5 protein-coding genes are annotated in these 15,729 nt (G+C 74.0%); all 5 read right to left on the bottom strand.

Annotated elements, in window-relative coordinates:
* Window positions 1-55 precede the first annotated feature (55 nt).
* A complete protein-coding gene (locus IEY94_RS19295; protein ID WP_189171641.1) occupies window positions 56-6,478 on the bottom strand; it encodes an RHS repeat-associated core domain-containing protein in 6,423 nt (2,140 codons plus the stop codon).
* 159 nt (window positions 6,479-6,637) lie between these two features.
* A complete protein-coding gene (locus IEY94_RS19290) occupies window positions 6,638-9,361 on the bottom strand; it encodes a LamG domain-containing protein (protein ID WP_189171640.1) in 2,724 nt (907 codons plus the stop codon).
* A 128-nt stretch (window positions 9,362-9,489) separates the two neighbouring features.
* Window positions 9,490-12,846 (bottom strand): hypothetical protein, encoded by a 3,357-nt coding sequence (locus IEY94_RS19285; RefSeq protein WP_189171639.1) that lies wholly within the window; start codon window positions 12,844-12,846, stop codon window positions 9,490-9,492.
* Window positions 12,847-12,888: 42 nt separating this feature from the next.
* Entirely contained in the window at window positions 12,889-14,421 is a 1,533-nt protein-coding gene (locus IEY94_RS19280; protein WP_189171638.1) for a carboxypeptidase-like regulatory domain-containing protein, read from the bottom strand.
* A gap of 108 nt (window positions 14,422-14,529) precedes the next feature.
* A complete protein-coding gene (locus tag IEY94_RS19275) occupies window positions 14,530-15,705 on the bottom strand; it encodes an acyl-CoA dehydrogenase family protein (protein WP_189171637.1) in 1,176 nt (391 codons plus the stop codon).
* Window positions 15,706-15,729: the final 24 nt, after the last annotated feature.

Here is a 15,729-nt window from a genome sequence, read left to right as displayed (position 1 = left end):
TCGTCGAAATCGAGGTGTTCGTCAGAGACGCGCGGCATACTGTTGCCTGACTCGGTCATTCCAACCCTCCCCAGGTCAAGTTGCGACAGTTGCCACAGCGCAGGATTTGTGCACCTTGCTGAGAGCCGCGGAGGCGCCTACTAAAGAAAGAAAATGAATCATCGATAGCGGTACTCATTCCTGACGCCTCCCTCTTCCACAACAATCCGTTCAACGCATGAATTTCGCCGTGACTTCCTGGAGTGCCCTTAAATGGGGCACCCTTGCCGGTCATCATAAGTCTACCGGCCAGCTCAGGATGCAGGCCATTCGGAATCGACTTGCTATTCTGCGCAATAGCAATCTCTCCTGTAAGTCGATCCTTCACGCCTGATACAACAGGACCGCGTTGCTTGATTGACTGGCTAGCAACAATCTCATCATAGGCACCGTTGACCGCATCGACCAGGTCGCCATCACGCTTCGGTTGGCTGGGCTGGCCCTTCGCGGTGGAACTGTTCCTGCTGGTCCCCTTGCCGCCCGATCCGGACTTCCCGCTGTTCGACTTCGCCCCGGCTGCCGGACCACCGCCGCCGTCGGCCTTCTTCGCCCCGCTCCCCGCCGACTTCGACGCCGCCGGTGGATTGGGTTTCGGTGCCGCCTTCGGCGCGGGCGCTGCCGGAGGTACGGCATTGTCCGCGGCCTTCGCCGCACCCTTCGCCGAGTCCCCGGCCTTGGTCACGTCCTGGGCGACCTTCACCGCGCCGACTGCCTCGTCGACGTACTTGGCGCCCTTGGCCGCGGTCGCCACGTACCCCGCGACCGGGATCGCCGACGCCATGGACAGCGAGCCGTTGACCCAGTCGCCCTCGGCGAAGTACCACGCGCCGTTGGCGAGATCGGCGACCTCGCCGACGACCGGGATCAGGCCGATCACGTCGAGCGCGCCGTGGCCGATCATGTTCCAGTTCCAGCCCGAGCCCCACCACAGGCCCGACGGGTCGGCGAACGACAGCGGGTTGCCGCGGCCGTACGCGTAGCCGTTGAGCTGCTGCGGATCGGCGAAGTCCAGCACCGGGTCGGGCGAGATGAACCGGCCGGACGCCGGGTCGTACTCCCGGGCGCCGAGGTGGATCAGGCCGATCGAGCGATCGTTGGTGCCGCCGACGAAACCGCGCTCGCCGGGCAGCGGGCTGTCCGGGCCGCGCAGTTCACCGAAGGGCTTCGTGCGCTGCCGGGTCAGCTCCAGGGTGCCGTTGGCCACGGCGATCTCGGACGTCCCGTTCTGGCCGCCGGCCAGCCAGGACAGTCCGGTCACCGTACGGACGGCGACGGCCTGGCCGTTGTGCGTGTAGTAGCGGGTGCCGGCCGTGGACTGCTTGGCCGGGTCGGCGTTGCGGGTGTCGAGCCGGATCTCCTCGGCGCCGAGGTACAGCGTCACCGACTGGTCGGCCTGGTCCCGCCGGAGCAGGCGGTTGCCGTCGGCGTCGTAGACGAACGACGTGGCCTTGCCGTCCTTCGCCGTGAGCCGCTCGACGTGCCCCTCGGCGTTCCAGTCGATCTTCTGGTCGGCGTCCGCGGCGGCCTGCCGCTTGGTCATGTTGCCGGACTTGTCGTAGTCGAACGTCCACCGGGACTTCTGTTCGGAGCCCTTGACCTTGGTGGTCACGTCGACGCTGTCGACCGCGTGGGCCGGGAAGCCGGCCGGGCCGCGCGGTGTGTACGCCCTGGTGACCTCCGGCTCGTCCGGTGTCACGGCGTGGTCGACCTGCGTGCGGCGGTTGCCCGCCGCGTCGTGGGTGAACGACTGCCAGTACGGCGAGGCCGGCTTGCCCAGCGCCGCGACCGACGGCGCGGTGGCGCACTTCTCCGCCTCCTGCGCCCACGCCTCGGTCAGCCGCCGGACGTGGTCGTACCGGAAGCACTGCACGTCGGCCGGCGCGTTCTTCGGCCGGTCCGCGATCCGCAGGACGTTGCCGGCCGCGTCGTAGCCGTAGGAGACGACGCTGTCGGCGTCCTTCACCAGGTACCGGTCGACCTGGCTCGTCTGCAGGCGCCGCGTCCCGTGCTCGTAGCTGTGGGTGAGCCAGGTGTACTTGGTCTTGTCGGCCGTCGAGCCGAGGGTGTATTGCAGCGGCTCGCCGAACTCCGAGTATCGCGACTCCCGGACGTAGCTGGGCGCGTCCCTGCCCTGCGCCTGGAGCGTGATCGGCAGGCCGGCCGTGTCGTACTCGGTCTCCAGCGTCTCCGCCGGCAGGCCGCCCACGCCGGGAACGGTGGCCGTGCTCGGCGAACCGTCCACCGCGTACGCCGCCGTGTACTTGTACTCCCCGGCCAGGTTGTTCTCGACCGCCGGGATGCTGACGGACGTGGCGAGCGGGCGCCCGCCGGCGTCGTACGAACCGACGGTCGTCGTGTAGGCGTGGCGGGTGCCGGCGGCGTCGTAGGTGTAGCGGGTCGACGAGGCCAGCCGGCCCTTGCCGTTCGTGGCCTTGTCGTACGCCCACGCCGACAGCGTGCGGTCGCCCTCGTGGACGGCGACCGGGCGGCCGAGCTTGTCGTACTCGTGCCGCAGCGTCCGCGCGCGGGCATCGGTACTGGTCGCCAGGCGGTCCAGTTCGTCGTAGGTCATCGTCGTCGTCCCCGCGTCGGGGTCGGTCGCCGTGACCTGACGGCCGCGCAGGTCGTACCGGAAGGACCAGACGTGCCTGCTCGCGGTGACCGTGCTGAGCCGGTCGGCGTGGTCGTACTCGTACGTCGTGACGTCGCCGTCCTTCTCATCGCCGGTCGGGCTCGGCGTGCGGTACTCGACGAGCTTCGTCGTCAGGCCCTGCGCGTTGCTGTACGTCGCGGTCGCGGTCTCGCCCTCCGGCGGGTCCACGACGGTGTGATCGCCGTGGTACGACGTGGCCGTCCGCCACGTCTCCGGCTGCTCCGCCCCCTCGCGGTGGAACGCCTCGACCGTCGGCCGCCCCGCCCCGTCGTACGTCGTGACCGTGGTCGGGGCCTGCACCCCGGCGGCGGTGTCCACGAGCGTGTCGGCCGGCGCGCCCGCGGCGAAGTACGGCCCCCGCGAGCGGATCGCGAGGCCGCGCTTGTCGTAGTACGTGTCGGTGATGATCCGCTTGCCGGTCGTGGAGACCGCCTGCGTCTGCCGCGGGCGCAGCAGCGCGTCGTAGATCTCGTAGGAGGTGCGGACGCCGTTGGGCTTCAGGGTCCTGGTGACGACCGCCACCGGCTTGTTCTGCCGGACCAGGTACTCGTACTGCGTGTTCGGCGTCTCCGACGTCGCGCGGCCCGGCAGCCAGACCTTGACCAGCCGGCCGAGCGCGTCGCGTTCGAGCGTCGTGGTGGCGCCGTTGGCGTCGGTGGTGCCGACCACCTCGCCCCACGCCGGGTCGACCCGGGACACGGTGCGGTGGTTGAGCGGGTCGGTCACCGTCATCCCGGTCACCGGGCCGCCCGGGCCCGCGGTGAAGCTGGTCTTGGTGGTCCGCCCCTTGGCGTCGGTCGCGGAGATCACCCGGCCGTACCCGTCGTACGCGCTGCGGGACACCGTGACGTGGGTGACCGTCCGCCGCTCCGCGTCGTAGCCCGCCAGCTCGTCCGTGCGGGTCACGTCGCCCTTCGTCGGCGTGCCGGTCAGCGACGTGGCCTTGTCGTAGTACGTCCGGACGTCGGAGACGACGTGGTCGGGGTACGTGGCCTCCCGGTCGCACCGGACCGAGACCGTCTCGACGCGGGAGACCAGCGTCAGGAGGTTCGCGGCCGGGTTGCGGCTGTACGTGTACCGGGTGCACGAGTCGTCCGCGGCGGCGGCGCCCTTGTTCTGGCCGTCCGCCCCGATGTCGCCGAGGTCCTCGCTGCGCTCGAGCATGCCGTAGCCGTCGTGGGAGTGGACCACCCGGGTGCGGCGGTGGCTGCCGCCGTCGAGGGCGGTCCGGGTGCTGGTGGTCCCCGGTGCGACCAGGCGGGCCCGGTCGGACCCCTCGGTCGCGGTGGGCGCCGAGAGCCACGGCGTGTGCACCGAACCGCTGATCTCCCGGTCCCGGTCGTACGTCTGCTGCTCCAGCAGGAAGCCCTGCAGCCGGTCGTCGTCGACGACCTCGGTGCCGTCGGACGCGCGTACCCGCACCTCCGGACGGCCCTTGTCACCATCCATGCCGCGAAGGAACGTCGACGCGGTCCGGGAGGAGCCCCCGGTCACGGTCACGACCCGCTGGAAGCCGCGGAACTGGTTCCAGGTCCGCTCCTTGGACTTGGCCAGCTCGTTCTCGTCGAAGTGCCAGGCCGCCCCGCCGTGGTACTCGTAGCGGGTCTCCTTGGCGTCGGTCTGGCTGTTGTTGCCGACGCGGTCGTCCTCGACGACGGACTCCACCACGTACTTGTGGAACCAGTCCTCCTTCTCCCCGATGGTCCCCTCCTTGGACCAGAAGGACGGGAAGCAGCGGGCGGTGTTCCGCTTCGGGTCGCGCTTGTCGCCGGCCCGGCACTCCGGCGACTTGTACCGCAGCGCGGTGACCCCGCCGGACTCCGTCTGGATCGCGCGGATGCGCCACCGGACGTACTCCAGCCGGTCGTCGCCGTCGGCGTCGACGCGGTTCGGCAACTGCTCGCCCTCGAAGACCGTGGGCGGCATGGTGATCGGCTTACCGCCGACGTGGCCGGTGTGGGTGACCGACTTCAGCCACAGGGCGTCGGTGGAGCCGTCACCGTTGTCCGGGAAGCTGTGCGACAGCGTCCACGAGTCGACCGGTTCGAGCTTGTCCCCGCGCAGCACCTTCGTGGTGACGCTCGCGAGCCGCTTGCGGGTGAAGAACGCCGGCGACCACTTCTGCTTGCACTCCTTGGCGTTTTCCCCGCAGATCAGGTCCTGCGGGACGTCCGGCCAGCGCTTCCAGGTCTGCTCGTTCAGGTCGCCGCACTGGTTGTTCTTGTCGACGATGCACCGCTCGGCGATGGTGAAGTCGACCTGCATGGGGGCCCGGGTGTCGGCCTCCCGGCCGGCGCGCTCGCCGTACTCGATCCGGGAGAGGTAGCCGCCGCGGTCGTAGCCGACGACCTCCTTGTTGTCGCGGTTGGTGCCGTAGCGGTTGGTCTCCTTCTCCCAGAAGTACGTCATCGTGTTGTCGTGCGTGTCGACGACGTAGTCGAGGTTCCACCGCCACGTCTGGTTGCAGCGCCGGTTCTTGAACTCGTCGCCCTTGTCGTAGCACGGCTCGCCCTTGTCGTCGCCGTAGACCGGGACCTGCCAGGCGGAGTTCGTGTTGATGGTGTCCGCCGCGTACCGCTTGCCGCGGCCGAAGACGTACCGCACGCCGTCGGTGGTGGTGACGACGAAGTACTCCTTGTTGTCGTCGCCGTTGAAGCCGTCGCGGCGCCGCTGGATCCTCGTGCCGTCGTCGGCCTTCAGGCGCCACTCGTCGGGGCCCTTGCGCACCAGCTCGCCGTTGCGGCCGCCGAACGACATCGTCAGGTGGTCGCCGGCGGACGGCCAGCACAGGTCGTACTTCTCCTTGCCCTTCTCGTCGTGGCCGTCGTCCTTGCAGCTTCGGTACGACCGCTCGATGTGGCCGACGGACAGCTCGAATCCCTCGCCCGCCCACGACGGCTGGGCGTTGGTCGAACCGGTCCGGCCGTCGACGCTCGCGGAGGTGTAGTTGAGGCTCAGCTCCGGCGACGGGCCGGCCAGCGCCGGCGGCACGCGCATCGGGTACTGCCAGGAGAAGCTCCCGGTGTTGCCGCCCACCTGCCAGGACCCGGCCGGGCTCAGGCTGGTGGCCGCGTAGCTGCCGCCGGGGCCGGACGCGCCGGCCGCCAGCGAGAAGACCTGCCCCGCGCCGTCGCGGCCCGCGGGCTCCGCCTCCACCGGCAGGTTGGCGCCCAGCCACCGGCCCTCGGCCCGGTTCCAGGTGTCGAACACCTCGGCCGGTGTGCTGTCGCAGCCGGGGTCCGGCGTATCCGCGACCACACAGGACGGCAGGCGGCTGAGCCGCAGGCGATTCGCCCAGTCGCCGCCGATCGCGCGCGCGAAGCCGGAGTAGTCCAGCTCCAGGGAGAGGTTGCCGGGCGCCTGGACACCGTCCGCACGGGTGGCCCGCAGCAGGACGCCGGTGATGCCCGCACGGGCGGCCACGCCCGTCGGGTACACCTCCAGCCGTACCTTCGCCGGGACGTCCCCGACCCGGCGCCGGTCGTCGGTCCGCGGCGGTCCGACGAGGACGGGGAGCGAGCCGACCAGGACCGTCTGCTGGCGGCGCTCGGTCGAGCCGACCGCTCCCAGCTCGACGACCGCCGAGCCCGGCGTCGGCAGGGTCGAGTCCGGGATCGGCCGGTCCGGAATGACGTCGGACTCCTGCGGTCGCCCGGCTTCGGCGAGGCCGCCGCGCAGCGGCAGGTAGCGGACCCGGGCCGCCTTGTCCTCCTGCACGCCGGGCCGGCGGTCGTCGGGGTCCTGCGCCGCGGCGGGGAGGCCGGGCAGGAGGCCCGCGGCCACCACCGCGGTCAGAATCGCCGCCCGCCAGCGGGGGCTTGGTCTCCGCGGCGACCGGGGGGACGCCGCCCGTGAGGTGCGCATCATCGCTCTCTCCGTCCCGGTGAGGGGTATGTGGTCCGATGGGGGCGCGGCGATCGGGGCGGCCGGAGCGCCGCCCCGATGTCACCGGCGGTTGCTGTTCCGGATGATCTGCTGGATGTCGCCGGGCGACAGCACGCCCTGGTACAGCCGGACGTCGTCGACCGCGCCCGGCAGCGCGTCGGCCGGGGCACCCGCGACCCGGTCGCGGCCGAGTTGGAGGCCCGCGGTGGCGTTCCAGCCCGCGTCCAGCTCGGCCCGGCCCACGTTCGCGCCGTCCACGTACAGTTCGGCGGCCCGCGTCATCGGGTCGTACCGCAGCGCGAGGTGGACCCAGTGGCCGGCCCGGGCGGGCTGCGCCGTGTTGCTCTCGACGTGGACGGCGGCCGGGCGGGCGGTGTCCGCCAGGTCGAGCCGGGCCGTCCAGCGCTCGGTGTCCGCGCGGTACCCGAGGGCGAAGCCGGCGGCCTGCCGCCCCACCTGGCTCACGGCGGCGAAGGTTCGGTCGACCCGGTCGGGCCGCACCCACGCGGTGACCGTGTACCCGCCGGTCGTGTCGACGGCCGACGCGGCGTGGGCGTGCGCGGCGGCGCCGTCGAACGCCAGCGCAAGGTCGGCAGGGTTGCCGGCGGCCTGCGGACCGGGCACCCGGCTACCGCCGACGACCGTCGCCGCCCGCCGGTGCGGCGACGCGTCGGCGGCCGTGGTCCCGCCCTGCTCGTCGAGCGGGTACGCCGCCATGGCGCAGTCGTCGGCGATCGGGTTCGGGCAGGGCGCGGTCGGCTTGAACAGGTAGCGCGCCGTCCGGGCGCCGACGTTGCCGGCCCGGTCGACCATGGCCACGGTCAGTACGGTCGGCCCGAACGACCACGGCGTGAGGGTCACCGACACGGGCTGCCCGGGCGTGCCGACGGGGACCCGGCGCGTCGCCTGGTCGCTGTGGAACGCCCACCGGTACTCGACGATGTCGTTGCCGAGGACGGGGTCGGTGTCAGCGGGTGCGGCGAACGTGAACCCGCCCGGCGTGCCCGCCGGCTTGCCCCACTCGTCCGCGGGGTAGTCCGGCGACGTCACCGTCGGCGCGCCCGCGGGCGGCGCGGTGTCGACCGTGAACTCGCACCAGTCCGAGGGGACGCTGCTCGCCTGGCCGTCGGTGGCCGTGGCGCGCCACCGGTAGCTGGTCCCGTGCTTGAGCTTGTTCGCCGGTACGGTCAGCGTCGCCTCGGCGCTGTCGGGCTTGTTCTTGTCGGTGCCGCCCGTGACGGCCGCGTCGGAGTTGACCTCGGTGACCTCGAAGGTCGTGGTGAGGTTCTGGTTGTCCTCCTCGCTGTTGCGCACCCGCAGCGTCGGGGTCGTCGCGTTGATCCACGGCCGGGCGGCGCCGCGGACGCACCCGGTCGCCGGGCCGGCCGTACCGAGGGCGGTGGGCTTGTCGGGCACGGTGTTGTAGGTGATGCTGAGCGCCGCGTCCCTGCCCCGGAAGCGCTTCCAGGCCAGGCCGTCCTTGGCCCCCTCGGCCCGGGCCTTCAACCGGAGTCCGATGCTGGCCTTGGCCTTCGCCTTGCGGGCGACCAACTTGGCCAGCCGGGCGTCGGCGAACTCCACCCAGGAGCCCTGTGCCTTGCAGTTGGCGTGGCCGTAGGCGACGTTGCGGGCGCCCACGAGCCCGAACGATCCCGGCGGCTCGTTCCAGGTCGCCGAGCCGACCTTCGCCGCCTCGGCCTCGTGCAGGTCCACCCACTTCTTGGTGCAGGCGAAGGCGTGCGTCTCGTACGCCCGGAAGACCGCCTTCTTGATCGTCCGCTTGGCCCACGAGCCGGCCTTGAGGTTGAACGAGAAGAACATGCGGTTCCGGTACGAGCTGCCCGGGTTCTGCGGGTCGCAGACGATCCGCTGATCGCCGATGGTCGTGACCGCGCAGCGGCCCACGCCGGCGTCCTTGTCGAACTTGACGAACTTCTGCGTCGGGCGCAGCTCGGACACGTAGCTCCACGAGGCGAGCGAGGCGTCCACCCGCGGGTCGGCGTACCGCGGGTAGGTCGCCGGCTCCCCGGTGGCCGGGGCGACGCCGATCCGGTCGCCGCGGACGTCGAGCGCGACATCCGTCGGGGCGCCGCCGTCCCAGAGCACGCGGTCGTCGCGGTCCACGATGGCGACGCCGCCGTGCTCCGCCCGCCGGACCCGCAGGCCGTCGGACTCGACGCCGAGGGTCAGCCCGCGCAGGCTCGCCGCCGCGGCGGCGCTGCGGACCAGGTAGCGCTGCGTGTAGCCGCTCGCCCCGGCCCGCAGGACGACGTCCACGCCGGGCAGCGCGTCGACGTAGGTGGCCGTGTCGCCGGCCAGCACCGGGCTGGGCAGCGGCGTCGGCCAGCGCAGCGCGAAGCTGTCGCCGCCGGTCCCGAAGCGGACCAGGGGAGCCGCCGCTCCCCCGGCGCTGAACTCCAGCCGGACGGCCGCGCTGCGCGGCACCACGACCGAATCCCGCCGCTCCAGCGCCGGGTCGATGCCCCGCCACGTGCCGCCGGCGCCGGCGGCGCGGACGGCATCGGCCGTGATGGTGGTGGTGAGCGTGCCGTCGGGGTTCGCGGTGACCGTCTCGAACTCGCTGTGCAGGGCGGGTACCTCGACCGCCCGGCCGCTGGCGCGGGCGGCGTCGACCGCGCTCCGCTCCGCGGCCGCGGCGGTGTGCGGAGCGGCCGGCGGGCGGGGCGTCGCGGCGCCGCTCGGCGCGGCGACGATAGTCGAGCCCGCCAGGGCGGCCGCCAGCAGGAGTGCTCCCCGCCCGCGCGGTACGTGTCCTCGCATCATGCTCCCTTCGGGGCCCCAGCCCACGGCTCGGGGGAACGCTTGCAGGAGTGAAACAAACCCATCGATCGCTGACGACGTACCTGTCGGGTCCCGGACACTGTTGTGCACGCCACAGCGTTCGCCGCCGCTCAGCGCCCGGCCACGGTGATCGGCAGGGACGCCGACCGCCCCGTCACCGACTGGTGGTCGAGGCGGTACGACCCCGGGGCCGCGCGGGTCAGATCGACGGTGACGGTCGCCCGCCGCCGGTCCGACTCCACGCTCTTGACCTGCGCCGGGAACGCGTCGTCGGCGCCGACGACGGCCACGTCGTCGCCGGCGTGGAGGGCCGAGCCGGTGATCGTGAGGGTGACCGGTCCGGGGCGGACCGCCGCGGGGGTCGCGGCGGTCACGCCGAACACCTCGCCGCCGCACAGGACGGTGGTGCAGGTGCCCTCGGCCCGGTAGGTACGGGTCGCGGTGTCGTCGCCGGCGTACAGCACCAGCAGCGCCGGCCCGGCGGGCGTGCCGTCCGGTACCGCGCACTCGTACCGGCCGCCGTCGGCCGCGCCGCACGGCAGCGCGCCCGTCGTCGTCGACATGACCGGTACGGCACCGCCGGTGACGGTGACGTCCAGCCGGTCGCCGGCCAGCGCGCGGGTGTTCAGGCAGTTGCCCTGCCGCTTGGCGTCCAGCGTCCCCGTCACGGCCGCGAACCCGAAGCCGATGCTGGGTACGGCGGTGCACGCGGGCGCGCTCTGGTCGTCGCGGGCCAACTGCCAGGCGTCGAGCTGGTACGCCTCGCCCGCCGGCGTTCCCGGCAGGCCGGCGACGAGGACGCGGTAGCTCGCGGAGCCCGTCGCCTGGCACGGCAGGCGCCCCTGGCCGCAGCCGTCGGCGGTCAGGGCCACGCCGGAGGCCGGGAACACCCGCAGCCGGGTCCGCTTCTTCGCGTCCCTGGTGTCGAACCACAGGCGCTCCCCGGCGCGGGTGCTGACCTGGTGGCACACGGGGCTGCCGGGCGTACCGGTCTTGCCGGCGGTCGCCGCGCCCAGCGCGGTCGGCGGGACGGCCGTGCACCCCTTCGCCCCGGCGGTCACGTCCTTGCGGGTGATCCGGACCGACCGCTTGCCGAGGTCGCCCCGCACCACGACCGTGTGGGCGCCCGCGTCCGGCAGCGCGCAGTCGACCCACTGGTCGGGCGCCACCCGGCACACCTCCGAGCCCGCGGGGTCGAGCAGGTGGGCGACCGCGCCGGCCGCGTCGGTGACGCCGGTGGACGTCAGTACCTCGCCGGTCGAGTGCCCGCCCGCCGGCACGGTGAGGCAGGCGGTGAAGCGGTCCGCGGCGAGGTTGACCACGGCGCCGGTGTCCTTGCCGAACTCGCCGGCGGCCAGCGCGGGGCAGGTGCCCGGTGCGTCGCGCCGGAAGACGGCGGTGGCGTACGCGCCGGCGGCTCCGGTCGCCAGCATCCGGAACGGCGCCGCGCCGCTGAGCGGGCACGACGCCCGGACGGTGCGGTTGTCGCACACGACCCGGCCGCCCGCGTCGACGACGGCCAGGTCCGGGGTGCCGCCCGTCGGCGGCTGTAGCGCCTGGACGGCCTGGTCGGCGGCGTACGGCAGCGCCTGGCAGTCGACCTGGCGGCCCGACCCGAGGTCGCCGCGCCGGGCCGGCTGCTGGAGGCCGTCGGCCGGCACCGGCGCGCAGCCCGCGGCACCGAGCGGGACGTGGACGGCCTGCCAGGGCCGCGGATCGATGATCGACTCACTGCCCGGGACCAGGGTCAGCGCGCCGGCGGGCAGCGGGCAGACGGCCCGGTCGCAGACCAGCTCGCCGGCGTCGTCGTACACGCGGAGCGCCTCGGGCCGGATGCCGTCGGCGTCGTCGGCCGTGGCGCGCAGGACGTACGGACCCGCCGCCGGGATCGCCACCCGGCGGCAGCGAACGGCGGGCTGGCCGGCGCTCGGCGGCGCGCCGAACGTCCCCGGCGCGAGATCGGGGCAGCCCGTCGGCGCGTTGAGCCGGCGGACGTCGACCAGGTAGGCGCCGCCGCGGCCGGGCGGCTCCCAGTGGGACAGCACGCGAAACCGGCCGGCCGCGGGGAGCACGCACGGCCCGTCCGCACCGCGCCGGCGGGCCGGCGGGCAGACGGTGCCGCCCGCGGCGTCGATGACCGACGTGGTCAGGCCGGCGGCGCCGGTACGGCCGATGGCGATCCGGTCCCCGGCGGCGCCGGCGAACGAGGTGCAGTCGACCTGGCCGGGCCAGGCGGGCCGGACGGTGCGCGCGGCGGCGGCCCACGACAGGTCGGCCGTGGTCGCGCACTCGGCGCCGAGCGCGACCACTGCCGCCTGGTGGTCCCACGCGGCGCCGCCGCCCGCCGGTCGCAGGACGAGCGTGTACCGGCCCGCCGCCAGGGCACAGGCGTCGTCGGACGCGCACCGGCCGGCGCCGGCCTCGTCGTACAGGCGCCAGTGGTGCCGGTCGCCCGCCTGCCGCACCAGGTGCGGCCCGGCCGCCGCCGCCACGGTCGCGCACACCGGCTCGTCCGGGGCGCCGCGGCCGCGCAGCACGGCGCCGCCCGGGTCGCCGAACGGGGCCACGGCCAGCGCCCGGCAGCCGGTCGGGGCGGTCAGCCGCCGCAGCCGGAGGGTGACCTCGGCCGGCCCGCTCCACCGCTGGTACGCGACCGCCCGGAACGGCCCCACCCCGGTCAGGGCGCAGTCGTCGGCGCGGAAGATCCGGCACTGGACGGCGCCGCGGGAGTCGACCAGGACGCCGTCGACGTCGTCCCCGCCGTCGGCCACGCTCGCCGACCGCAGCACCGTGCCGGTGGGCAGGTCGAGTGCATGACAGGTGCCGAGTGCCCCCGCCGCCAGCGACGCCCGGGTGACCGGTCCCTCGAAGGCGAGGTTCGCGGCAGCCGGGGCCGGGCACGCCGGGCGGCCCAGTGCGTCGACCAGCACGGTGTACTCGACGGCGCTGCGGCGCCGCGCCTGCTCGGTGACCACCACGGCGTACCGGCCGGCGCTGTCGGCCGCGCAGTCGAGCGTGGTCTCGCCGCCCAGCCGGCAGACCTCGCGGCCGTCCGGGCCGAGGATCGCCGCGTCGAGCACCGCGTCGGTGTCCACCCGGCCGATCAGCCGGCCGGCGGCGCCGAGCGTGAAGGAGTGGGTGTGCCGCTCGCCGCTGTCCAGCGTGCAGCGCAGGGGCTGGCCGAGAGTGAGGTCGGCCGTGCAGGGCGCGGCCCCGGCGGGCGGCCGCGCGTCGTCGGGCCGCGCGGGCTTCGCGGAGCGGACCGGCGACGCCGGTCGCGCCGCGGTCGTGCTCCGCCCGGGCGCCGCGGCCGCGGTCGCCGTGGTCGCCCCACCGGTCGGTGGTCCGGCCGGCGCTGCCGCCGCGGGCTGGCCGAGGGCGGCCGCCGCGAGCAGGCCGAGGAGTAGCCCGATGAGGGTCCGGCGGCCCTGGCGGGCCGGCCGATCGGCACCATGCGCCCTGGACATGTACATCTCCCGCGGGGTCGAGGGGTGGGGTGAGCGGTGGAGTCAGCGGCGGGTGGCGGCCACGACGAGGACGTCGTTCACGACCGATTCGGCGTCGGCGGCGACGTCGATCCAGTCGGCCGCGGCCATGGTCGGCTTGCCGCGGGCCCACTGCTCGACCGCCCCGCGCCGGGAGTCGACGACGAAGCGCACCTTGTGGGCGCCGGTGAACGCCGTGTCGGCCAGGAACCGGCCGTCGTCGTCGGTCGCCAGCGAGGCGACGGGGTGGTCGCCGGCGCCCCGGTGGTACAGCCGGACGGATGCCGCGGCGACCGGGGTGCCGTCGGGGTGGGTGAGCCGGCCGGACACCGACCCCACCGGAGCCAGGACGTCGTCCACCACCGTGGTCCGGTCGGCGGCGACCGCATGGATCGTGGTGTCGTCCGGACTCGGCCGGCCCGGCATCCACTGCCGGACGGGCGTCCGGTCACCCCGGACCAGGGCGACCCGGTGCTCCCCGGCGAGGACCGCCGCGAGGGCGTACCCGCCGTCGTCGTCGGTGAGCGCCGTGGCCACCATCGCCGCGCCGCGGTGCACCTCGACCGGGATACCGGCCGCGGGGTGGCCGGCGGCGTCCGTGACGCGGCCGCGCAGCCCGCCCAGCGGCAGCAGCCTCTCGTCGATCGCCCACTGGCCGCCGGCGGCCAGGGTGTGCTGGCGGGCGTCGCCCGGCGCGAGCGCGCCGGGGATCCACTGCGTGCCGCCGTCCAGCCGGATCGCGCCGGTGTACCGGCCGGCGAAGACCCGGCCGAAGTCGAACGTGCCGTCGCTGTCCACGGCGGCCGTGCTGCCGTCGCCCTGCTCGTCGACGAGTTCCACGTCGCCCTCGCCGTACGGCCGCCCGCGCGCGTCGGCGACCCGCCCGTTGACGCGGCCGGTGGGCAGGAGGGTCTCGTTGACGGTGAGCGTCCGCCCGGCGGTGACCGTGAAGGCGCCGCCCAGCTCGGGGTCCCGCTGCCGCGGCGCGTACTGGACGACGCTGTCGATCCGGAAGGCGAGCCGGTGGGTGCCGGGGATGACGGGGAACGCGTAGCCGCCGTCGGCGCCGGTGCTGCCGAGCGCCTCGCCGCCCGCCGGGTCCTCCAGGACCACGTCGGCGTCGGCCACCGGCGTGCCGGCGTGGTCGAGGAGCTTCCCGGCGACGGTGCCGGTCGGGGGCAGCTTGATGGTGACGCGGGTGGCCGCGCCGGCCCGCACGTCGTAGACCGTCGCCGACTCGCGGTCGAGCCGGCCGTCGGCCCACGCCTGCCCGAACCCGCCGGTGAGCTGTAGCTGGTACCGGCCGGCCGGGACATCGGTGAGCGTGAAGGCGCCGGCCTCGTCGGTATCCGACGAGGCGACCTGCCCGCCGTCGTCGCCCGGCGCGTAGGCGGCCACCCGGGCGTCCGCCACCGGCTTGCCGGCGGCGTCGCGCAGGACGCCGGCGATCGAGCCGTCGGCCCGGGCGGACGGGCGGGCGGACGCCGGGACGGCGACCGCGAGCCCGGCGAAGGTCACGGTCAGGAGGACGCGGAGAGCGACGGCAATGGATCTCACGCCGCGGGACTGTAGTGCCGGCGCCTCCCCCGCGCTGTCGGGAATCCGACTCAGCCGGGCGCTGTTGTCGATCGACGCGAATCCGGCGCCCGGCGCGGTGCCGTCGGGTCAGCCGAGGGGGAGGCCCTTGAGGAGTTGGCGGGCCATGACGATCCGCTGGACCTGGTTCGTCCCCTCGTAGATCTGCGTGATCTTCGCGTCCCGCATCATCCGCTCCACCGGGTAGTCCTTCGTGTACCCGTACCCGCCGAGGATCTGCACCGCGTCCGTGGTGACCTCCATCGCCACGTCCGAGGCGAAGCACTTGGCCGCCGCACCGAAGTACGTCAGGTCCGCGTCCTCCCGCTCCGACCGGGCCGCCGCCGCGTACGTGAGCTGCCGCGCCGCCTCCAGCTTCATCCCCATGTCGGCGAGCAGGAACTGGATGCCCTGGAAGTCGGCGATCGGCTTGCCGAACTGCTGCCGCTCCTTGGCGTACCCGAGGGCGTGGTCCAGCGCGCCCTGGGCGATGCCCAGCGCCTGGGCGGCGATCGTCACCCGGGTGTGGTCGAGGGTGCGCATGGCGGTGGCGAAGCCGGTGCCGGGCTCGCCGACGATCCGGTCGCCGGGGACGCGGACGCTGTCCAGGTACACCTCGCGGGTGGGCGAGCCCTTGATGCCGAGCTTCTTCTCCGGGGCGCCGAAGCTGACCCCCTCGTCGGTCTTCTCGACGACGAAGGCGGAGATGCCGCGGGAGCGGGCGCCGGGGTCGGTGACGGCGAAGACGGTGTAGTACTGCGACTCGCCCGCGTTGGTGATCCACCGCTTGACGCCGGTGAGCACCCAGTCGTCGCCGTCGCGGGTGGCCTTGGTGGTCATCGAGGCGGCGTCGCTGCCGGCCTCGGGCTCGGAGAGGCAGTACGAGAACATGGCGTCGCCGCGGGCGACCGGCGGCAGGTACCTGGCCTTCAGCTCGGGCGAGCCGGCGAGCAGCAGGGGCATCGTGCCGAGCTTGTTGACGGCCGGGATGAGCGAGGACGCGGCGCAGGCCCGGGCGACCTCCTCGATGACGACGGCGGTGGCCAGGGCGTCGGCGCCGGCGCCGCCGTACTCCTCGGGGATGTGCGGCGCGTGGAAATCGGACGCGCGGAGGGCGTCGTACGATTGCTGGGGGAATTGACTAGTTTCGTCTGCTTCGGCAGCATGGGGGGCGACCTTGGCGTCGCAGACGGCGCGGACCGCCTGCCGGATCTCCCGATGCTCCTCCGGCAATTGGTACAAGTTCTGCCCCTGAACCGCCGCCATTGCCAGCCCTCGCTTTCCTCCACC

It is taken from the genome of Pilimelia anulata (assembly GCF_014647895.1).
In the GTDB taxonomy this organism is placed as follows: domain Bacteria; phylum Actinomycetota; class Actinomycetes; order Mycobacteriales; family Micromonosporaceae; genus Pilimelia; species Pilimelia anulata.
Note: the sequence above shows the minus strand (reverse complement) of the source record. Positions and strands in the feature narration are given on the sequence as shown.